Below are 20,536 nucleotides of genomic sequence, written 5' to 3'. Positions count from 1 at the left end.
GCTTATTCCAATCGAAAAGCGAGGATGCCATGTTCGCCAAGACCTATCACGCCACCCATCCCGACATGATGGACTGCGTCGACAACGACGATCTGCGCGACCGCTATCTCGTTTCGGGCATGTTCGTGGATGGCAAGATCACCCTCAACTATTCGCACAACGAACGCTTCGTCATCGGCGGCGCGGTGCCGAAGGGCGGAGCGCTCAAGCTCCCCGAGCAGAGCGAGCCCGCATCAGCGGCGGGGCATCCTTTTCTCGAGCGGCGCGAGATGGCGGCGGTGAACATCGGCGGCCCCGGGGCGATCACCGTCGACGGCCGGCGCTTCGAGATGAAGAACAAGGAATGTCTCTACATTCCGATGGGGTCGAAAGATGTCGCGTTCGAAGGCGACGGTGCGCGCTTCTATCTGGCGTCGCTGCCCGCGCACAAGGTCTGCCCGATCAAGCATATCACGCTCGATCAGGCGAACCCGCTCGCGCGCGGCGACCTCGCCAATTCGAACCAGCGCACTATCTATCAGCTCGTCATCCCCGGCGTCTGCGAAAGCGCGCAACTGCTGCTCGGGCTCACCGTGCTCGAAGAGGGGAGCGTATGGAACACGATGCCGCCGCATCTCCACGACCGGCGCAGCGAAATCTATCTCTATTTCGACCTGCCCGAAGAAAGCGACCGCGTCTTTCACTATATGGGCGAACCCGATTCGATGCGGCACATCGTGATCGCCAACGAGGAAGCGGTAATCAGCCCGCCCTGGTCGATCCACATGGGATCGGGGACCAAGAAATATGCCTTCATCTGGGCGATGGGCGGCGAGAATCTCGACTATACCGACATGAATGTCCTCGACATCTGCCAGCTGAAATAACCTTCCCTCGTCACCCCGGACTTGATCCGGGGTCCAGGCGGCGCCGAAGACATGGATGCCGGAGCAAGTCCGGCATGACGAGGGAGTGGAGAGGATGCAATTGTTCGACCTCACAGGAAAAGTCGCGCTGGTCACCGGCGCCAACACCGGCATCGGGCAGGGAATCGCGCTCGCGCTTGCCGAGGCGGGCGCCGACATCGCCGCCGCGGGCCGCTCGCCCGCGACCGAGACGGTGGAGAAGGCGCGCGCGCTCGGGCGCAAGGCCGAAAATTTCGCCGCCGACCTGTCGAGCGTTGCCGCGGTCCAGCCGCTCGTCGATGCGGTGCTCGGCCGCTTCGGGCGCATCGACATCCTGGTCAACAACGCCGGTATCATCCGCCGCGCCGATGCGGTCGATTTCACCGAGGACGATTGGGACGCGGTGATCGACACCAATTTGAAGACGCTCTTCTTTCTCTGCCAGGCGGTCGGCCGCCATATGATCGAACGGGGTTCGGGCAAGATCATCAACATCGCCTCGATGCTGACCTTTCAGGGCGGCATCCGCGTGCCCAGCTATACCGCGTCGAAATCGGGGGTCGGCGGGCTCACCAAGCTGCTCGCGAACGAATGGGCGGCGAAGGGGGTGCAGGTCAACGCGATCGCGCCCGGCTATATCGCGACGAACAACACCGCCGCGCTGCAGGCCGACGAGACGCGCAACCGGCAGATCATGGAACGCATCCCGGCAGGCCGCTGGGGCGACCCGGCAGACATCGGCGGCGCTGCGGTCTTTCTGGCCTCGCAGGCGTCGGACTATGTGCAGGGGCATATTCTCGCCGTCGACGGCGGCTGGCTGGCGCGTTAGCATCGAGACAGTGGAAAAGAAGCTTGCGGTCGCGGGCGAACGGAGGCGGGGATGGCGCAAGGCAGACTGGTTTTCTTCGGCGAACTGCTGATCCGGCTGACCGCGCCGGGCAATGAATTGCTGATGCAGTCGCCATCGCTCAAGCTGCACGTCGGCGGCGCCGAGGCCAATGTCGCGGTCGGGCTCGCGCATCTGGGGCACGACTGCGCGATGGTGAGCAAGGTTCCGGACAATGCGCTGGGTCGCGGCGCAGTGGCGGCGGTGCGCGGCGCGGGCGTCGACTGCGCCGCCGTCACGACCGGGCCGGGGCGCATGGGGCTGTATTTCCTCAGCGTCGGCGCCGGACTGCGCGCGTCGGAGATCGTCTATGACCGCGCGGGATCGAGCTTCGCGGCGACAGGCCCCGGCGACTATGACTTCGACTCCCTGCTCGCCGGTGCGCGGCTGTTGCATCTTTCGGGAATCACCCCGGCGCTCGGGCTGCGCTCGGCCGAAGCGGCGCTCGCCGCGGCCCGTGCGGCAAAGCGGCTTGGCGTCCCAGTCAGTTTCGACGGCAATTACCGGGCGATGCTGTGGGAGGCATGGGACAGCGACCCGCGCGCCGTGCTGTCCGGGCTGATCGGCCTCGCCGACATCCTGTTCGGCAACCACCGCGACCTGTCGCTTGTGCTTGGACAGACGTTCAGCGGCGACGGCGAAGACCGGCGCCGCGAAGCCGCCGAAGCCGGCTTCGCGGCCTTTCCCCAGCTCCAGCTGATCGCATCGACGGCGCGCCATACGCTGACCGCCGACCATCATCGCATAGCGGCGCGGGTCGATCTGCGCGAGCGCGGTCACCAGACCGGCGAGGTCGACGTCACCGGCATCGTCGATCGGATCGGCGCGGGCGACGCCTTTGCTGCGGGGGTGCTCCACGCGCATCTCGCGGGCGGCGATGCGCGCGCGATGGCCGAAACGGGCCTCGCGCTCACCTGCCTCAAACATTCGCTGCCGGGCGACGCGAGCCGCTTTACCCGGGCCGACATCGACGCCTTTCACGGCGGCGGGCTCGATGTCCGGCGCTGACGCGATCGGCCGCCGCACCGTCCTCGCCGGCGGTCTCGCGCTCGCCGCAGCCCCTTTGTGGGCCCAGGGCGCCGAGCGGCCGGTGAAGGCGTGGAAGGGCATACGCTACGCCACCGCCACCCGCTTTCAGGCGCCGGCGATGGCGGCGGACGACGCGATGCCGGGCCCCGGCGGCCGCTTCGGTCCCGTCTGTCCGCAGCGCGGCGACCGCTACCGGCCGCAGTCGGAGGATTGTCTCTATCTGAACATATGGGCGCCCGCCGAGGCCGCCGAACCGCGCCCGGTGATGGTCTATATCCACGGCGGCGCCTATTCGGCGGGCAGTGTCACCGATCCGGTCAACGACGGCGCGCATCTGGCGGTGCGCGGCGATGTCGTCGTGGTCACGGTGAACCACCGGCTCAACGCGCTCGGCTACCTCTATCTCGCACGCCTCGACCCGCGCTTTCCGGACAGCGGCAACGCCGGGCAGCTCGACCTGATCGCGGCGTTGCAATGGGTTCAACGGCATATCGCGGCCTTCGGCGGTGATCCCGGCAATGTCACCGTCTTCGGCCAGTCGGGCGGCGGCGCGAAGATCGCGACCTTGATGGCGATGCCGGAGGCAAAGGGGCTATTCCACAAGGCGATCACGATGAGCGGCCAACAGGTTACCGCCTCGGGGCCGCTCCACGCGACCGCGCGCGCCGAGGCGTTCCTCGCGCAGCTCGGCGACGGCGTCGATCCCGCGACTGCACCCGTCGAGCGGCTGATCGCCGCGCTGTCCGCCCCCGATCCCTACCTCGGCGGCGGTGTCTATATGGGACCGGTGCTCGACATGGTGCATCTGACGCGGCACCCCTTCTGGCCCGACGCCGCGCCGCAGTCGCTCGGCATCCCGATGATGCTCGGCAATACGGTGATGGAGACGCGTGCTTTCTACGCCCCCGATGGCAAGGCGCTCGCGGGGCTCGATTTCGGCAATCTGGCGGCGCGGATCGCGCCCGAGATGCGGATCGACATCCATCCCGAATGGGTCGTCGCCGAGTTCCGCGCGCGCTATCCCGACGTCCCGCCGCTCGAGCTGTTCCACCGCATCGTCACCGCCGCGCGCAGCTGGCGCGGGCAGGTGGAGGAGGCCGAGGCACGCGCCCGCGCCGGCGCGCCCGCCTTCGTCTATCAGCTCGATTTCGAACAGGCGAAGCACACCGACGACATCGGCCTCAGCTTCGGCACGATGCCCGATTCCACTCCGGCGCAGCGCGCGATGAGCGATACCGTGATGGACGCCTATGTCCGCTTCGCACGCACCGGCGATCCGGGGTGGCCCGCCTATACGCTGGAGCGGCGCGAGACGATGATCTTCGATACGCAAAGCCGCGTGGCGAGCGACCCGCGCCGCTGGGAGCGCGAGCTGTTCGCGCGGGTGCCCTATATCCAGCCGGGGACCTGAAGCGCGTCATTGCGACCCCGGCGAAAGCCGGGGGAAGCAATCCAGAGCGGGTTTGTGCCGTCCCTGGATTGCCGCGTCGCCTTCGGCTCCTCGCAATGACGAGAGTTTAAACGATTTGGTGGGAATCGAGCCAGTTCCACAGCAGCTCGGGCCAGATCGCGACCGGCAGGCCCGCCGCCTTCATCAACCCGAACCCATGTTCGCCGCGCTCGAAGAAATGGCACTCGCACGGGTTGCCGATCGCACGCGCCGCCGCGCGCAGCCGGACGCTGTTCGCGACCGGCACGACGCTGTCGTCTTCGGCATGGAGCAGCCAGAGCGGCGGCATGTCCCGGCGCACCCGCCGTTCGGGCGAATGCAGCGCTTCGGCCGCGGCGCTCGGTTCGGGGCCGAGCAGATTGCCGCGGCTTCCGGGGTGAGCGATCGCGGCGTCCATCGACACCACCGGATAGATGCCGGCAAGCGCATCGGGACGCGCCGAAAGCGTATCGGCGGCGTCGACGGGGGCGTAAACCTGCGCATCGAACCGCGTGAGCAGGCTCGTCGCGACATGGCCGCCCGCTGAAAAGCCACCGAAAGCGACGCGCTCCGGGTCGATGCCATCGACCGCCGCCCGGCTGCGTACCAGCCGCATCGCGCGCTGCGCGTCGGCGAGCGGCACGTCGGCGCGGTCCGCCCAGCCGTCGCCGGGCAAGCGATAGAAGAGGACATAGGCGGTGACCCCGCGCGCCGCCAGCCAGCGCGCAAGCTCATAGCCCTCCTTGTCGATCACCACATAGCGATAGCCGCCGCCGGGGGCGAGGACGACCGCCGCGCCATTAGGTTTTGCCGGCCGGAAGATGTCGAGCCGCGGCCGGGTGATATGCTCGAGCATCCGGTCGCTCGCCTGTGCATCGTCGCTGCGCTGGACGACGCGCTCGACGAGGCCGGGCGGGACGGCGAGATGACCCTCGGGCCACAGCGCGATGCTCGCGTCCGGCGCCACATCGGCGGGGCGGGTCGGCACTGCCGCCTGTGCGGCGCGCCCGGCGAGGGGAAGCGCCAACCCCGCGGCGAGCAGGTGGCGGCGGTCCAGCGTCATGGCTGCTCCTCCTGCGGCGGGTTGGGATAGGCGATGATCAGCACCAGCGGCTCGCTTCCCGTCTGGCGAATACCGACCTTCGCGCCCGTATAGAGCCACGCCGCCATGCCGGGCGTCAGCGCCTTTTCCTCGCCGTCCGAATGGACGATGCCGGTGCCCGAGACGACATAATAGATTTCGTCGTGTGCGATGGGATGCACACCGATCTCCGCCCCGACGTGCAGCGCGCGCTTGCGAAATTCGAAGCTGCGCGGCGCGGGGACGCTGTCGCTGATCCGCCACGCGGTCGATAGGCCGATCGCGCCGTGCGGCGGCGGCTCTTCGCGCACCGTGTCGGCCTCGTCGATCACCACCATCGGCGGCGCGGCCCCGGCGCCCGCGAGCAGCAGCGCGGCGACGAGCGCGCTCATTTCACGCCCCCGCGCGAATCGCGGTCGCGCGCCGACAGATGCTCCTGCGGCATCGGTGCAGTCTGGCCGGGATAGCGGCCCGATCTGGGTTCCATCGTTGCCAGATCCCACTCGCTCTCGACGAAGGGCGCGCGCACCGGAGCCTCGACCTTCGGATAGGCGCTGACTTCCTTCTCATCGTCGATGATGTCGCCGCGTCCCTCGGCGATGAAGAAGAGGATACGAATCTCCTCGGCGTCGCGCGCCCAGGGACGGGCGCCGGCGGTCGCGAGCACCGAGGTTTCGACGTCGCGCGACGGCAGGATCTGCAGGCCGTCGAGCGAGGCGAGCGGCGCCTCGGCGCGGATCAGCTGCGCGCGGGTCTCGCCATAGCGCCCGAATTCGGGCAGCGCGTTGCCGTGCCGGTCGACCGCGATATTGTCCTTGCCATAATATTGAAGGTCGCCATCGCCGCCGAGCATCAGGAAGGGCAGCCCCTCGTCGGTGTCGTTGCCGCCGCGAAAGACGTTGCCGACCGCGGTGATCTGCCCCGTGACATAGGGATGGCCGACCCATTCGAGGTTCATCAGATTATAATGGACCGCGCGGTGCTGCGGGTCATAAATCAGATTGTTGACCAGCGCTGCCTGCGCGCCGCCCTTCACCAGCGGGCTGCGCTCGACATTATGCGCCCAGATGTTGCGGTAGAAGAGGATGCCGGTCGTATTGTCGTGGACGAGCGAGCCCTTGCTATGCTCGCCCTTCGGATGGCTCGCGTCGGCGAGTCCCTCGGCGGCGAGATTGTTCGAGAAAGTGATGTCGTGGCTCGTGTTCCGGCGCCATTCGGTCACATCCTTGCCCGCGAAGCGCGGCCCCGACGCCGACATATTCTCGTCGATCGCCCACAAAAAAGTGCAATGGTCGACGATCACGTCATGCGCTGCGACGGTCGAGAAAGCGTCGGCTTCCCAGCCGCTGCGCTTCGGCTGGCCGTCGACCCCGGTATAGACGCGCAGGTGGCGCATCACGACATCGTGCGTCTTCACGTCGATTCCGGTGCGGATCAGTGTGATGCCCGGACCCGGCGCCGTCTGGCCGGCGATCGTCAGATAAGGCTCGGTGATCGTCAGCGTGGTGCGGCCCATGTCGATGACCCCGCCGACTTCGAACACGATGATGCGCGGACCTTTCGCCTCGATCGCCGCCTTCAACGAGCCCGGACCGTCGGGAGCGAGCGTCGTCACGCGGATGATCCTGCCCCCGCGTCCGCCCGGAGTCGTCGCTGCCGATCCGACCGCGCCGGGGAAGGCGAGTAGCTCGGGCGCGGCCGCCGCGGCGGGAGTCGCGGGCAACGAAGCCGCGAGAATCAGGGCAGAAATCCATAGCATTTTGGGCATGTTCACTCTCCTTGCGAAAGGGGTCTTGACATAGAGGCCGCAATCCTTCAATCACTTTTGACACCGGTTACCAAAACCGGCCGAGACAAGAATTGGGGGAGAGGGCGCCCCGGACCGTCGCTGAACCGACGGCCTTCCTCGCGAACTCTCTGACATTTTGGACGAGCCCCATGGCTCATATCGGTTCGTCCAGCAAAGTAACCGGTGTCATTCCTTGCCAGGAGCGGGGAAGCGCTGCGAAAAGGGAGGATGATGATGGCTATTTCACACGCATGGGGCGTTCGCGCCGGGATCAGGCTGGCGTGCGGCGCGTCGCTCGTCGCGATGGCGGCGGCGCCGGCTTATGCGCAAGCGGTCGATGAAGGCGCGGTGAGCGCTGACGAGATCGTTGTTACCGGCTTCCGCGCCTCGCTCGACAAGGCGCTCGACCAGAAGCGCGATTCGATCGGCGCAGTCGACGTGATCGTTGCCGAGGACATCGCCAAATTCCCCGATCAGAACCTCGCCGAATCGCTGCAGCGTATCCCCGGCATCTCGATCCAGCGCGACGCCGGCGAAGGCCGCGCGATCACCGTCCGCGGCCTCGGCGCGCAGTTCACCCGCGTTCGCCTGAACGGCATGGAAACGCTTGCCACCTCGACCGACGGCGCATCGGCGAACCGCGACCGCGCATTCGACTTCAACGTCTTTGCCTCCGAACTCTTCACCTCGCTCGTCGTCCACAAGACCGCGTCGGCGTCGCTCGACGAAGGCTCGCTCGGCGCCGTCGTCGATCTCAACACCGGCAATCCGCTGGGCGGCAAGGAAGGGCTCACCGCCGTCGCGTCGGTGCAGGGGCGCTATAATGATCTGACCAAGGACGTCGATCCGCGGCTTGCCGGGCTCGTCGCCTGGACCAATGCCGACAAGACATTCGGCGTGTCGGCCTCGGTCGCCTGGTCCGAATATACGACCGACGAGCTTGGCAACAACAGCGTGCGCTGGGCGCAGGCGCCGTTCCGCAGCGTCGATGGCGTGACCTGTCTGGACGGGTCGGATTTCGTCGATGACCCGTCCGAAGAATGCATTGCGGTCGCCGAAGCCTTCCACCCGCGCATCCCGCGCTATGGTCTGGTCCGCCACGATCGCGAAAGGCTCGGCGCGACCGCTTCGATTCAGTTCGAACCGACCGAGAACACCAAAATCTCGATCGACGGCCTTTATTCGCAGTTCAAGGAAACGCGCGACGAATATTGGGGCGAAGTGCTGTTGCGCAGCAACGAATCCGGCGTCGATGTGTCGAACTATACGATCGACGGCGACAATAATCTGATCTCGGCCGATCTCGACAATGCCTATGTCCGTACCGAACGCTATTCGCGCCAGAGCGAAACCAAATTCTATCAGGTTTCGGCGCGGCTCGAACAGCGGCTGACCGATACTTTCAAGCTCGGCCTGCTCGGCGGCTTTTCGAAGTCGAAGGCCGATATTCCGGTCGAAACGACGCTGGCCTTCGACGACACCGACGCGACCGGCTATCATTACGACTATTCGGACATGAAATCGCCGCTCCTCAGCTTCGGTGCGGGAATCGACGATCCGACGGCGTTCGAATTTGCCGAATTCCGCGACCGTCCGTCGAGCCTGACCAACAAGTTCAAGACGGTGTCGGGCGATTTCGACTGGGATGTCGCCGACGGCTTCAACCTGCTCGGCGGCGGCTTCTTCCGCCAGTTCGACTTCGATACCGTCGGCTATCGCCGCGACAGCACCTATTGCGCGGCGTTCGAGTGCGCGCCGGGAACCAACGGCCTGCCGGTCACCTCGGACATCGCCGACATCTTCGAACTCGGCAAGGCGGGCCAGCCGTCGGGCAACACCAATGCCTGGGTCGTGCCCGACCTCGACGCGGGAACCGCGCTGATCGACCTTTATGGCCGCCCTGCGGTGCTTCAGGAAGGCGAGCAGCGCGCGGTCACCGAAAAGACCTATGGCGGCTGGCTGATGACCGAGATCGAAACCGAGCTGTTCGGTATGCGCGTCACCGGCAACGCCGGCATCCGCTTCGCCAGGACCGACCAGAGCTCGTCGGGGTTCAACAGCGGGTCGTTCGTGACCGTCGATCGCAGCTATGAAGACTGGCTGCCGTCGTTCAACCTGAACCTGCATCCGACCGACAATATTATCCTGCGCGGTGCGATCGCAAAGGTGATGACCCGTCCGACGCTAGGCAGCCTGACGCCCGGCGGGTCGGTCGATCAGTTCAACTTCCGCATCAGTTCGGGCAATCCCTTCCTCGATCCCTATCGCGCGACGACCTACGACCTTGCGGCCGAATGGTATTTCGCGCCGGGAGCGATCGCGTCGGTCGCGCTGTTCGCAAAGGATATCGTCAGCTTCCCGATCTCGACCTCGCTCCAGGGCACCTATGCCGACAGCGGTCTGCCGCTGTCGCTGCTGACACCCGGCACCCCCGCCTATGATGCCGTGGTGCTCGGCGAGGACCCCGACCGCGAGTTTGAGTTCCGCACCACCGGCAACGGCCCCGGCGCGAGCCTGAAGGGCATCGAACTGGCGCTGCAGCTGCCCTTCTCGGTCTTTTCGGACTCGCTGCGCCATTTCGGCGTGCTCGGCAATGCGACCTTCGTCGACAGCGACGTCGATTACAGCATCCGCGGACCGCTGGTCTACGATCCCGACGAGAATGATCTGGTGGCGCAGCCGAACGGCGATTATGTCCAGCCGCTGCTCGGCGTCGCCAAGCGCGCGTGGAATGCGACCGTCTATTATGACGACGGCAAATTCTCGGTCCGTGCTTCGGCGGCATGGCGCGCCGGATATAACGACAGCACCAGCGGCAACAGCAATGTGTTCGAAGGCTATGGCAGCTCGTTCAACGTCGATGCGTCGATCCGCTATGCGCTGACCGACAATATCGAACTGTCGATCGAGGGCACGAACCTGACCGACGATTATCGCTATCGCTTCACCGACCTCGAGGCGAACCGCAATTACGAGAACAACCATTATGGCCGCACCTTCCTGTTCGGGGCGCGGTTCAAAATCTGATCTCCCTGGGGCAGTCCCCCCTCATGGCCCGGTCTTCGACCCCGAAGACCGGGCTGATTTTTGGATCGTTTGCAAGCGCATCCGCTTTCGGGCGGGAGCGGTCATAAGGGTCCTCCCCGGCACGGGGAGGGGGACCATGCGAAGCATGGTGGAGGGGCACCCTCGGCTTACGCTGCGTTCAAAGAGGGAAAGGTAAACCGCCTGTGCCCCTTCACCGCCGCTTTGCGGCGGTCCCCCTCCCCCAAGGGGGGAGGACCGTCCGCTCCCCACCCCAAAGCCGCCATTGGTCCGGGTTCGCAAATGATATGATCGCCGATTTTTCAAGCGATGGAGGAAAACATGACCGGTCGCCGCGACATGCTCAAACTGGCCGGTGCCGGGCTGCTGACCTCGGGCATTCCCGCCGCCTCGGCGCGCGCGGGCGAACCCGGCGCCGGTTGCACGATCCCGGAGCCGCTGCGCTGGGGCCGCGGGCTCGACGGCCAGCGCAAGGCCGATCTCGGCGATGGCCGTTATTTGAACCCGATCATGGCCGGCGACCATCCCGACCCGTCGATCCTCAAGGACGGGCGCGATTATTATATGACCTTCTCGACCTTCGACAGCTATCCGGGTCTGGTCATCTGGCATTCGCGCGACCTGGTGAACTGGCGCCCCGTCGGCCCTGCGTTACGCAAGAATATCGGCGCGGTCTGGGCGCCCGAATTGTGCAAGCATGATGGGCGCTATTTCCTCTACATCCCGACCAAGGGGCCGAACACGAGCTGGGTGATCTGGGCCGACCGGATCGAGGGGCCGTGGAGCGAGCCGATCGACCTCGACCTGCCGCACCATATCGACCCCGGCCATGCGGTCGGCGAGGACGGATCGCGCTGGCTCTTCCTGTCGGGCGGCGACCGCGTGCGGCTGTCGGACGACGGCTTGTCGCGGATCGGCGAGCCCGAGCATGTCTATGATCCCTGGCACTATCCCGCCGACTGGGTGGTCGAAGGCTTCTCGCCCGAGGGGCCGAAGATCGTGCGGCACGGCGGCTATTATTATCTCGTCACCGCGGTCGGCGGCACCGCAGGCCCGCCAACCGGGCATATGGTGATCGCCGCGCGCGCACGCTCGATCCACGGCCCGTGGGAAAATTGTCCGCACAACCCGATCGTCCGCACCGTGTCGCAGGACGAAAAATGGTGGTCGCGCGGCCATGCGACGCTCGTCGAGGGACCGGCGGACGACTGGTGGAGCGTCTATCACGGTTATGAGAACGGCTATTGGACGCTGGGGCGGCAGACCTTGCTCGATCCGGTCGAGTGGACCGCCGACGGCTGGTTCCGCATGAAAGGCGGCGATCTGTCGCAGCCGATCGCCAAGCCGGCGGGGGGCGCGGCCGGGCCGCACGGCATGGCGCTGTCGGACGATTTCAGCGCGCTCGCGCTCGGCGCGAAGTGGAATTTCTTCCGCCCCGCACCCGATGAGCGCGACCGCGCGCGCGTCGAGGATGGCGCGCTGCTGCTCGCGGCGCGCGGGACCGCGCCCGCCGACAGTTCGCCGCTGCTGCTGATCGCGGGCGATCAGGCCTATCGCTTCGAATGCGATGTCGAGATCGCGCCGGGCGGGACCGCGGGACTGATCCTCTTCTATGACGACAAGCTCTATTGCGGCCTCGGCTTCGACGCGGAGCGCTTCGTCACGCATCAATATGGGATCGAGCGCGCGCGGCCCGCCAATCCGCATGGGGCGCGGATGCGGATGCGCGTGACCAACGACCGGCACATCGTGACCTTCGACACCAGCGGCGACGGCGGCAGGACCTGGACCCGCTTCGACCGCGGCATGGAGGTGTCGGGATACCACCACAATGTCCGCGGCGGCTTCCTGATGCTGCGCCCCGGCCTCTATTCGGCGGGGGAAGGGGAGGCGCGCTTCTCGAACTTCACCTTCCGCGCGCTCGATTAAAGCGCGATCATCTTTGCCGAACAGACCGTGTGCTCCCGCGAAGGCGGGAGCCCATCTCCCGGCCGCTCCATTTTGCGCCCACCGGAGATGGGTCCCCGCCTTCGCGGGGACACACAATCTTTCGCGATGGCTACCCTTAAAGCGTCACACCCGATTTCCAGATCGCGATATCGCGCTCTTCATTCAGTTCCGCCTTCGTTTCCTCGCCCGAAGCGGCCGCGACGATCAGGTCGAGCAGCGCGTCCGATGCGGCGTCGAAGCCATCCTCGAGCACCCGCCCCGCATCGAAGTCGATCCACCCCGCCTTTCGCTCCGCAAGCGCGCTGTTCGACGCGATCTTGAGTGTTGGCGCGGGAAAGCCGAGCGGCGTTCCGCGGCCCGTCGTGAACAGGATGATCGTCGCCCCCGCCGCGGTGAGCGCTGTCGAGGACACCGCATCATTCCCCGGCGCCTCGAGCAGCGTCAGCCCCGGCCGCGCCGCCTCGCCGCCATAGCGCCGGACGTCGGCCAGCGGCACCTGCCCGCCCTTTTGCACCGCGCCGAGCGATTTTTCCTCGAGCGTCGTGATCCCGCCCGCGATATTGCCGGGCGAGGGGTTCTCGCTCACCGGCTCGCCGTGGCGGAGGAAATAGTCCTTGAAATCGCGCACCAGCGCGACCGTTTCGTCGAAGACCTCGCGCGAGGCGGCACGGTCCATCAGCAATTGCTCGGCCCCGAAAATCTCGGGGATTTCGGTAAGGATCACCTTGCCGCCAGCGCCTGCGACCGCGTCGGCCATGCGCCCGACGAGCGGATTGGCGGTCAGCCCCGAAAGCCCGTCGGACCCGCCGCATTTGACGCCGAGCGTCAGCGCCGACAAGGGCATGTCGCTGCGCCGGACCGCGGCGGCGCCCTCGACCAGTTCGTCGACCAGCGCGAGGCACGCCGCCTCGTCGTCCGCGACCGCCTGCGCCGAAAGCGTGCGAATGGAGGCGCGGCGTTCGGGCGGGATGTCAGCGATCAGCGCATCGAGCTGGTTGCTCTCGCACCCCAAACCGACGATCAGCACCCCGCCGGCGTTGGGATGCTGCGCGAGCGCGGCGAGCAGCCCGCGCGTATGGCCCAGGTCGTCGCCGAGCTGCGAGCAGCCGAACGGATGCTTGAACGCATGGATGCCATCGACGCGGCCGGCATGGCGCGCGCCGGCGATCCGCGCGACGCGCGCGGCGAGATTGCCGACGCAGCCGACGGTCGGGAGAATCCAGATTTCGTTGCGCGTCCCGGCCCGGCCGTCGGCGCGGGCATAGCCGCGGAAGCTGCGGGGGGCGACAGCGCGCGCTTCGGCGGCGCCTGCGGGCGCATAGCGATACTCGCCCGATCCGCTCAGCGCGGTCGCCAGATTATGGCTGTGAACATGCGCGCCCGCCGCAATCGGCGCGGTCGCGACGCCGATCGGAAAGCCGTATTTGATCACCGCCTCGCCCTTCGCGATCGGCGCCAGCGCCACCTTGTGCCCGCGCGCCACCGCTTCGACCAGCCGCACCGACGCGCCATCGACGGATATGAAAGCCCCCGCGTCCAGGTCGACGAGCGCCGTCGCAACCGTGTCGGCGGGGTGGGTGCGAAGGGAGGTTACCGGTATCATTGCTGCTTGTCCCATATGCGCGCGGAGGCAACGTTCTAGTTCCTGGCGGGCGCCGCAACCGACTGGCGTTCGATGAAGGTCGACGGCAGCACCGGGCTGTCGCTTTCGGCGATCTTTGCCTCCGGCCCCAGAAATTCGGCGACCAGCGTGCGCGCCGCGCGCATTCCCATCTCGCGGATCGGCCAGCGCACGGTGCTCAGCGCCGGCCAGATATGCGTCGCGGTCGGCGAATCGTCGAAGCCGATGATCGACAGATCGCCGGGCACGCGGATCCCCTTGTCGTGCGCGACGCTGATCACGCCCGCCGCCATCTCGTCGTTCGAGCAGAAGATCGCGGTCGGCGGCGCGGGCTGCGACAGGATTTTCCTGCCCGCCTCGACGCCCGTCGCGAAGCGGTAATTGCCCGCGGCGAAATTCTCGTCGGCCAGCGACAGCCCCGCTTGGGCGAGCGCTTCGTGAAAGCCCTTCTCGCGCTCGGCGGCCGAGCGGAAGCCGGCGGGGCCGCGAACGAAACCGATGCGGCGATGGCCGAGGTCGATCAGCTTGCCCACCGCTTCGGCCACGACTTCGCGATCGTTCGAAGACACGCAATGTCGGGCATCGTCGAGCAGCGCCGACCCGATGCGGACATAACGCACGCCGAGTTCGTCGCAGAGCGCAGCCAGCTCGTCATTCTCCGAAATCGGTGGCAGCAGCATTGCGCCGATCGGCCGCTGCTTTTCGAGGAAGGTGCGCATGTCGTCGAGCAGCCGGTCCGACCCGCGATCGACCGGGCGGACGATCATCGCGAGGTCGCTGTCCTTGATCGCATCGAGCACGCCCTGCTGGAAATTGAGCACCATCTGCGGGTTCGGGTTGTCGTGGAGCAACGCAATCAGGAAATTGCGCCGAAAGGCGAGGGCGCGCGCCTGCGGATTGGGAACGAAGCCCAGCGTCTCGATCGCCTGCTGCACCGCTTTGCGCGTCTTTTCGGTGATGAATTCGGAGCGGTTGATGACGCGGCTCACCGTCTTTTTCGACACGCCCGCCAGCGCTGCGACATCGTTGATCGTCGGTTGCTTTCCGCTCTTGCCGTTCGTCCGTGTCGCCATTTGGTCCGCTTTCCGTGGGCGAGGCGGTCGGCGGAAGCGCCGTCGGCGCCCCGATCTCTGCCCCATTTCGATCTGATGCGCGCTCGACGGTGCGAAATCAACTGCGCCGAAGGCTAATCGCTTGCTTTTGACACCGGTGTCTTTTACAGCAAGCCGGCAGAGAGGGAAATGACAAAAATGCGGGCGACCGACGAACAGCAAAAAGTGGCACGCGCGTTTCTTGCAGCACGCGCCGAAATGACACCGCTTACCGACTATCCCGGCGCGATGCCGCAAACGATGGCGGAGGCCTATGCGGTGCAGGATGCCGCAATCGCCCTCGACGGCCGCCGCGTCGGCGGGTGGAAGGTCGGGCGGATCGCCCCCGATCTCGTCGACCGCTTTGGCGGAAACCGGCTGACGGGGCCGATCTTCACCGACGAAATCATGGACGGGACGGCGGGCGAGGTGCCGGCGATGGGGGTCTATGCCGGCGGCTTCGCGGCGGCCGAGGCCGAAGTGCTGCTGCGTCTCGGCGATGTCGGCGCGCGTGACTACGACATCGAAACGGTGAAGGACTGCATCGACGAGGTGCGCACGGGAATCGAGATCGCAAGCTCGCCCTTTGCCGGAATCAACCGGCACGGGCCCGCGGTGACCGCGTCGGACTATGGCAACAACAAGGGGCTGGTGCTCGGCCCGGCGATCCCCGACTGGCAAAGCCGCGACCTGCTGGCCATGCCGGTCGAATTCCGGATCGACGGCGAGCGCGTCGGATCGGCGACGATGGAAACCATGCTCGACGGTCCGTTCGGATCGGCGCTGTTCCTGATCCGCACCTTGCGCGAACGCGGGGTCGCGATACCGCCGGGGACCTGGGTTTCGGCGGGTGCGATCACCGGCGTGCATGAAATCGTCGCCGGGCAGCGCGCCGATGCGCTGTTCGACGGCCGGTTCGCGGTCGCCTGCACGGTGACGCATCTTTAGGAAATAAAGAAACGGGAGAGATATATGGCGCAGGCAATCGAAGCGGGAGCGGTGGCGGCGCCGGTGCCCAATGTGGGGCGCTATCGCTGGCTGATCGTCGGCCTGCTCTTCCTCGCAACCGCGATCAATTACGTCGACCGGCAGATGATCGGGGTGCTCAAGCCGACGCTGCAGAGCGAGATGGGCTGGACCGAGACCGACTTCGCGACCATCGTCTTCTGGTTCCAGGTCGCCTATGCGGTCGGCTATATCGGCTTCGGCCGCTTCGTCGACATGTTCGGTGCGCGCATCGGCTATACCGTCGCCATCGTCATCTGGACGGTCAGCCATATGGCGCACGGGCTCGCGACCAGCGTCACCCAGTTCGCGCTCGCGCGCTTCGGCCTCGGGATCGGCGAATCGGGCAATTTCCCGGCGGGCATCCGTGCGGTGACCGACTGGTTCCCGCAAAAGGAGCGCGCCTTCGCGATCGGCCTGTTCAACGCCGGCGCGAACGTCGGTGCGATCGTCACCCCGCTGCTCGTGCCCTTCCTCGTGCTGATGTTCGACTGGCGGGTCGCCTTTTACGTCACCGGCCTGTTCGGTATCCTCTGGCTGATCGCGTGGTGGGCGCTCTATCGCCACCCCGACGAGCATCCGAAACTGTCGGCGGGCGAGCGCGCGTGGATTCAGCAGGACCCCGCCGATCCGGTAACGCCGATCGGCTGGGGGCGGCTGCTCGGGGTCAAGGAAACCTGGTCCTATGCGCTCGGCAAATTCTTCATCGACCCGATCTGGTGGTTCTTCCTCTTCTGGCTGCCCGGCTATCTGTTCGAGCGCTACGACATGGATCTCAAGACCTTCGGCCTGCCGCTCGCGGCGATCTATCTGATCTCCGACCTCGGCAGCATTGCCGGCGGATGGATGTCGTCAAAGCTGATCAAGGCCGGCCGCACGCCCAATTTCGCGCGCAAGTTCACGATGTTCGTCTGCGCCTGCTGCGTCGTGCCGGTGTGGTTCGCGCAGGATATCGACAATGTGTGGACCGCCGTGCTGGTCATCGGGCTCGCGACCGCCGCGCATCAGGCTTTCTCGGCGAATCTCTACACGCTGCCGTCGGACATCTTCCCGCGCGGTGCGGTCGGGTCGGTGGTCGGCATCGGCGGCACGCTCGGCGCGATCGGGGGGATGAGCATGGCGCTCTTCACTGGTTACATCCTCGAAACGACGAGCAATAATTATCAAATCCTGTTTGCGATTTGCGCGAGCGCCTATTTCGTCGCATTGCTGGCGGTTCACCTGTTATCGCCGAAACTCGCGCGCGTCGAAGTCTAGGAAAATTGCCATGCCCCGTCCGCTCTCCCTGCATCCCGACCGGCTGTTTCCGTCCGATCCGGCGCAGCGGAGCATCGCGCGGCGGCTCTATGCGCTGGTCGCGGACCTGCCGATCGTCAGCCCGCACGGGCACACCGATCCGGCCTGGTTCGCGACCGACGCCCCCTTCGGCAACGCCGCCGAGCTGCTGCTTCACCCCGACCATTATGTCTTTCGGATGCTCTATTCGCAGGGCGTATCGCTCGACGCGCTCGGCATCGGCAACCCGGCGGCCGACCCGCGCGAAAGCTGGCGGCTGTTCGCGCAGAATTATCATCTGTTCCGCGGCACCCCCAGCCGCATGTGGCTCGACTGGGTGTTCGCCGAAGCCTTCGGGATGGACGTGCAATTCGGCGCCGAGACGTCGGACCTCTATTATGACCGGATCACCGAAAGCCTCGCGACCGACGCCTTTCGCCCGCGCGCGCTGTTCGACCGCTACCGGATCGAGGTGATCGCGACGACCGAAAGCCCGCTCGACGACCTCGCGCATCACGCCGCGATCCGCGCCGCCAACGACAGCGGCGAATGGGGCGGACGGGTGATCACCGCCTATCGTCCCGACCCGGTGGTCGATCCCGACTATGAGGGGTTTCGCGACAATCTGGTGCGCCTGTCCGAACTGACCGGCGAGGACGCCTTCGGCTACACGGGCTATCTCGCCGCGCATCGGGAGCGGCGCGCTTTCTTTGCCGAAATGGGGGCGACCTCCACCGATCACGGCCACCCGACCGCGGCGACGGCCGACCTGTCGCACGCCGAGGCCGAAGCGCTGTTCGCGCGGGTTACCGGTGACGGCGTGAGCGCCGCCGACGCCGAACTTTTCCGCGCGCATATGCTGACGGTGATGGCGGGGATGAGCGTCGACGACGGGCTCGTCATGCAAATCCATCCCGGCAGCTTCCGCAATCATAATCCGTGGCTGTTCGCGCGCTATGGGCGCGACAAGGGCGCCGACATCCCGACCGCGACCGACTATGTCCACGCGCTGCGGCCGCTGCTCGCGCGCTATGGCAATGACGCGGGGCTGACGATCATCGTCTTCACGCTCGACGAAACGAGCTACGCGCGCGAACTCGCACCGCTCGCGGGCCATTATCCGGCGCTAAGGCTCGGGCCTGCGTGGTGGTTCCACGACAGTCCCGAAGGGATGCGGCGCTTTCGCGCGCAGACGACCGAGACGGCGGGCTTCTACAACACGGTCGGCTTCAACGACGATACGCGCGCCTTTCTGTCGATCCCGGCGCGGCACGATGTCGCGCGGCGGATCGACTGCGGCTTCCTCGCGCAGCTCGTCGCCGAGCACCGGCTGGAGGAGGAGGAAGCCGCCGAGCTTGCCGTCGATCTTGCCTATAATCTCGCCAAGGCGGCGTATCGCCTGTGAGGCTGTCGCCCGCTACGCCGCTGCCGGCGTCCGTGCGGCGCCCGGCCTATGACCGCGCGGCGCAGGCGGCGGGTATCGTTCACCTCGGCATCGGCGCCTTTCACCGCGCGCATCAGGCGGTCTATACCGACGCGGCGATGTCCGGCGGCGACCGCGATTGGGGGATCGTCGGCGTGTCGCTCCGCTCGCCCGATGTGGCGGCACAGCTCAACCCGCAGGACGGGCTCTACACCGTCAGCAGCCGTGGCGCGGCGGGATGCGAGCTCAGCCTCGTCGGCGCGGTGCAGCGGGTGCTGGTCGCGCCCGAAAATCCGCGGGCGGTGATCGACGCGCTCGCCGCGCCGACGACGCATATCGTCAGCCTGACCGTGACCGAAAAGGGCTATTTGCGCGGCGCGGGCGGGGAGCTCGATCTGGCAGCCGCGGCGGGACCGGCGAGCCTCTATCGCTATCTCGGCGCGGCGTTTGCGGCGCGCAAGGCGGCGGGTCTCGCCGGACTGACCTTGCTCAGCTGCGACAATCTGGCGAACAATGGCGCGGTGTTGCGCGGCCTGATCTCCGCCTGGCTGGATGCCGAGCAACCCGATTTGCTGGGCTGGTTCGAAAGCGAATGCCGCTGCCCCGCGACGATGATCGACCGCATCGTTCCCGCGACCACCGACGCCGACCGCGCCGCGGTCGCGGCCGAACTCGGCGCGCGCGACGAAGGGGCGGTCGTGACCGAGGCGTTCAGCCAGTGGGTGATCGCGGACGATTTCGCCGGCCCGCGGCCGCGCTGGGAGGCGGTCGGCGCCGAGCTTGTCGCCGACGTCGCACCCTATGAAACCGCGAAGCTGAGGATGCTCAACGGCGCCCATTCGGCGCTCGCCTATATCGGGCTGCTCAACGGGCACGACTATGTGCATCAGGCGATCGCCGATCCCGCGATCCGCCCGCTGATCGAGCGGTTGATGCGCGATGAGGCGGCCCCGACGATCGCCGCCGCGCCGGGGCAGGACCTTGGCGCCTATGCGGCGGCACTGCTCGACCGCTTCGCCAATCCGGCGCTCGACCACCGGCTGATCCAGATCGCGATGGACGGCAGCCAGAAAATCCCCCAGCGCTGGCTCGAAACGCTCGCGTGGCACCAGCGCCGCGGCGCGCGCTGCCCGTCGCTCGAACGCGCGGTCGCGGCGTGGATCGACTTCCTGCGCAGCGGCCGCTTTCCGGTCGACGATCCGCTGGCGGACCGCCTGCGCGCGGCGGCGGCCGCGCCCGATGCGGCGCAGCGCCTGTTCGGCGCGCAGGGGATCGTCCGCTCGGACTGGACCCCCGCCGCTTAACGCGCGGCGTCAGCCGCGCAGGCTCATCAGCGAATCCATCAGCCCTTCGTCGGCGCTCGAACAGACGCCGAGCACCAGCGCTTCGTCGCAGCCTTCGGCGACGACATAGGCGTGCCCCATCGACGAATCGAGATAGATGCCCTGGCCGGCGTCGAGCGTCACGGGGTCGTAAAATTCGCTATGCACCTCGATCCGGCCTTCGAGGACATAGATGAACTCCTCACCCTGATGCCGGACCAGATCGCCGAACTCGCGCGCGCTGTGGGCGCGGATGCGTGTCAGGATCGGGATCATGCGCTTCTGGCGCAGGTCGGTACACAGATAATGATAGTCGTAATTGTCGGTGGTCACGCGCACCGCCGACTCGAGCGTCCCGATGCTGCGCCGTCCGGTGACGCGGGGGACGCTTTCCTCTTCGCCCTCGGCGAACAGATCGGCCATGCGGATGTTGAGCCGCCGGCTGAGCTGCTGGAGCTTGTCGTAGCTGAGCGTCAACCGGTCGTGCTCGACCTTCGACAGCGTCGACACGGGGATGCCCGATTTCGCGCTCATTTCCTTGAGCGTCCAGTCGTTCCGGGCACGGATGCCGCGCATCACCGCCCCGAGCGTCGGCGGCTTGTTGGGCTCCCCCATTAAAAATTCCATTCCATATTTGACAATTTTCCAATCAGGATCATTATGTCCCTATCGGGCCAATATCCATTGGTAACTAGTTAAGGGGTCG

The 20,536-nt window shown here is 66.6% G+C and carries 16 protein-coding genes; 10 read left to right on the top strand and 6 right to left on the bottom strand.

Annotated features, from left to right (window positions below; all coding sequences use genetic code 11):
* The first annotated feature begins 29 nt into the window (after positions 1–29).
* The 4 genes from kduI (at position 30) to KNJ79_RS12440 (ending at position 4,210) form a co-directional block, all read left to right on the top strand.
* Entirely contained in the window at positions 30–866 is an 837-nt protein-coding gene (gene kduI / locus KNJ79_RS12455) for a 5-dehydro-4-deoxy-D-glucuronate isomerase (protein ID WP_317151299.1), read from the top strand.
* Between the two features lie 94 nt (positions 867–960).
* Positions 961–1,713, top strand: a complete 753-nt coding sequence (gene kduD / locus KNJ79_RS12450) for a 2-dehydro-3-deoxy-D-gluconate 5-dehydrogenase KduD (RefSeq protein WP_317151298.1) — start codon at positions 961–963, stop codon at positions 1,711–1,713.
* 51 nt (positions 1,714–1,764) lie between these two features.
* Complete coding sequence (locus KNJ79_RS12445; RefSeq protein WP_317151297.1) at positions 1,765–2,778, top strand: sugar kinase; 1,014 nt, start codon at positions 1,765–1,767, stop codon at positions 2,776–2,778.
* Positions 2,765–4,210: a carboxylesterase/lipase family protein gene (locus tag KNJ79_RS12440; protein ID WP_317151296.1), complete on the top strand. Its 1,446-nt coding sequence runs from the start codon at positions 2,765–2,767 to the stop codon at positions 4,208–4,210. Before KNJ79_RS12445 ends, KNJ79_RS12440 begins: the two co-directional genes overlap by 14 nt.
* A gap of 106 nt (positions 4,211–4,316) precedes the next feature.
* On the opposite strand, the gene KNJ79_RS12435 is transcribed toward KNJ79_RS12440, so the two are convergent.
* Genes KNJ79_RS12435 through KNJ79_RS12425 form a run of 3 tightly spaced genes read right to left on the bottom strand, consistent with a single transcriptional unit; the run spans position 4,317 to position 7,077 of the window.
* Positions 4,317–5,291: an alpha/beta hydrolase gene (locus KNJ79_RS12435; RefSeq protein WP_317151295.1), complete on the bottom strand. Its 975-nt coding sequence runs from the start codon at positions 5,289–5,291 to the stop codon at positions 4,317–4,319.
* Positions 5,288–5,701, bottom strand: coding sequence for a cupin domain-containing protein (locus KNJ79_RS12430; RefSeq protein WP_089216428.1), 414 nt, complete (start codon positions 5,699–5,701; stop codon positions 5,288–5,290). Before KNJ79_RS12430 ends, KNJ79_RS12435 begins: the two co-directional genes overlap by 4 nt.
* Positions 5,698–7,077 carry a pectate lyase family protein gene (locus tag KNJ79_RS12425; RefSeq protein WP_317151294.1) on the bottom strand — a complete coding sequence of 460 codons (1,380 nt, stop codon included), beginning with the start codon at positions 7,075–7,077 and terminating at the stop codon, positions 5,698–5,700. Before KNJ79_RS12425 ends, KNJ79_RS12430 begins: the two co-directional genes overlap by 4 nt.
* Positions 7,078–7,329: 252 nt before the next feature.
* Here KNJ79_RS12425 and KNJ79_RS12420 point away from each other — a divergent pair, with 252 nt between their 5' ends.
* Positions 7,330–10,125, top strand: coding sequence for a TonB-dependent receptor (locus tag KNJ79_RS12420; protein ID WP_394357180.1), 2,796 nt, complete (start codon positions 7,330–7,332; stop codon positions 10,123–10,125).
* Between the two features lie 339 nt (positions 10,126–10,464).
* A complete protein-coding gene (locus KNJ79_RS12415) occupies positions 10,465–12,072 on the top strand; it encodes a family 43 glycosylhydrolase (protein WP_317151292.1) in 1,608 nt (535 codons plus the stop codon).
* 136 nt (positions 12,073–12,208) lie between these two features.
* Here KNJ79_RS12415 and KNJ79_RS12410 read toward each other — a convergent pair whose 3' ends face one another.
* A complete protein-coding gene (locus KNJ79_RS12410; RefSeq protein ID WP_317151291.1) occupies positions 12,209–13,696 on the bottom strand; it encodes a UxaA family hydrolase in 1,488 nt (495 codons plus the stop codon).
* A 35-nt stretch (positions 13,697–13,731) separates the two neighbouring features.
* Positions 13,732–14,787 carry a LacI family DNA-binding transcriptional regulator gene (locus KNJ79_RS12405; protein WP_089216430.1) on the bottom strand — a complete coding sequence of 352 codons (1,056 nt, stop codon included), beginning with the start codon at positions 14,785–14,787 and terminating at the stop codon, positions 13,732–13,734.
* 204 nt (positions 14,788–14,991) lie between these two features.
* On the opposite strand from KNJ79_RS12405, the gene KNJ79_RS12400 reads away from it, so the two are divergent.
* Genes KNJ79_RS12400 through KNJ79_RS12385 form a run of 4 tightly spaced genes read left to right on the top strand, consistent with a single transcriptional unit; the run spans position 14,992 to position 19,812 of the window.
* Positions 14,992–15,753: a 2-keto-4-pentenoate hydratase gene (locus tag KNJ79_RS12400; protein ID WP_317151290.1), complete on the top strand. Its 762-nt coding sequence runs from the start codon at positions 14,992–14,994 to the stop codon at positions 15,751–15,753.
* 24 nt (positions 15,754–15,777) lie between these two features.
* Positions 15,778–17,067: an MFS transporter gene (locus KNJ79_RS12395; protein WP_317151289.1), complete on the top strand. Its 1,290-nt coding sequence runs from the start codon at positions 15,778–15,780 to the stop codon at positions 17,065–17,067.
* Between the two features lie 10 nt (positions 17,068–17,077).
* Positions 17,078–18,490, top strand: coding sequence for a glucuronate isomerase (uxaC, locus tag KNJ79_RS12390; protein ID WP_317151288.1), 1,413 nt, complete (start codon positions 17,078–17,080; stop codon positions 18,488–18,490).
* Entirely contained in the window at positions 18,487–19,812 is a 1,326-nt protein-coding gene (locus KNJ79_RS12385) for a mannitol dehydrogenase family protein (protein WP_317151287.1), read from the top strand. The genes uxaC and KNJ79_RS12385 overlap by 4 nt, the downstream gene beginning before the upstream one ends.
* Positions 19,813–19,821: 9 nt before the next feature.
* Here the strand turns inward: KNJ79_RS12385 and KNJ79_RS12380 are convergent, their stop codons facing one another.
* Complete coding sequence (locus KNJ79_RS12380; RefSeq protein WP_317151286.1) at positions 19,822–20,445, bottom strand: helix-turn-helix domain-containing protein; 624 nt, start codon at positions 20,443–20,445, stop codon at positions 19,822–19,824.
* Positions 20,446–20,536: the final 91 nt, after the last annotated feature.

The organism is Sphingopyxis indica, from assembly GCF_032879645.1.
GTDB lineage: Bacteria > Pseudomonadota > Alphaproteobacteria > Sphingomonadales > Sphingomonadaceae > Sphingopyxis > Sphingopyxis indica.
The sequence above is the reverse complement of the archived record's forward strand: the minus strand, read 5'-3'. Positions and strand labels throughout refer to the sequence as shown.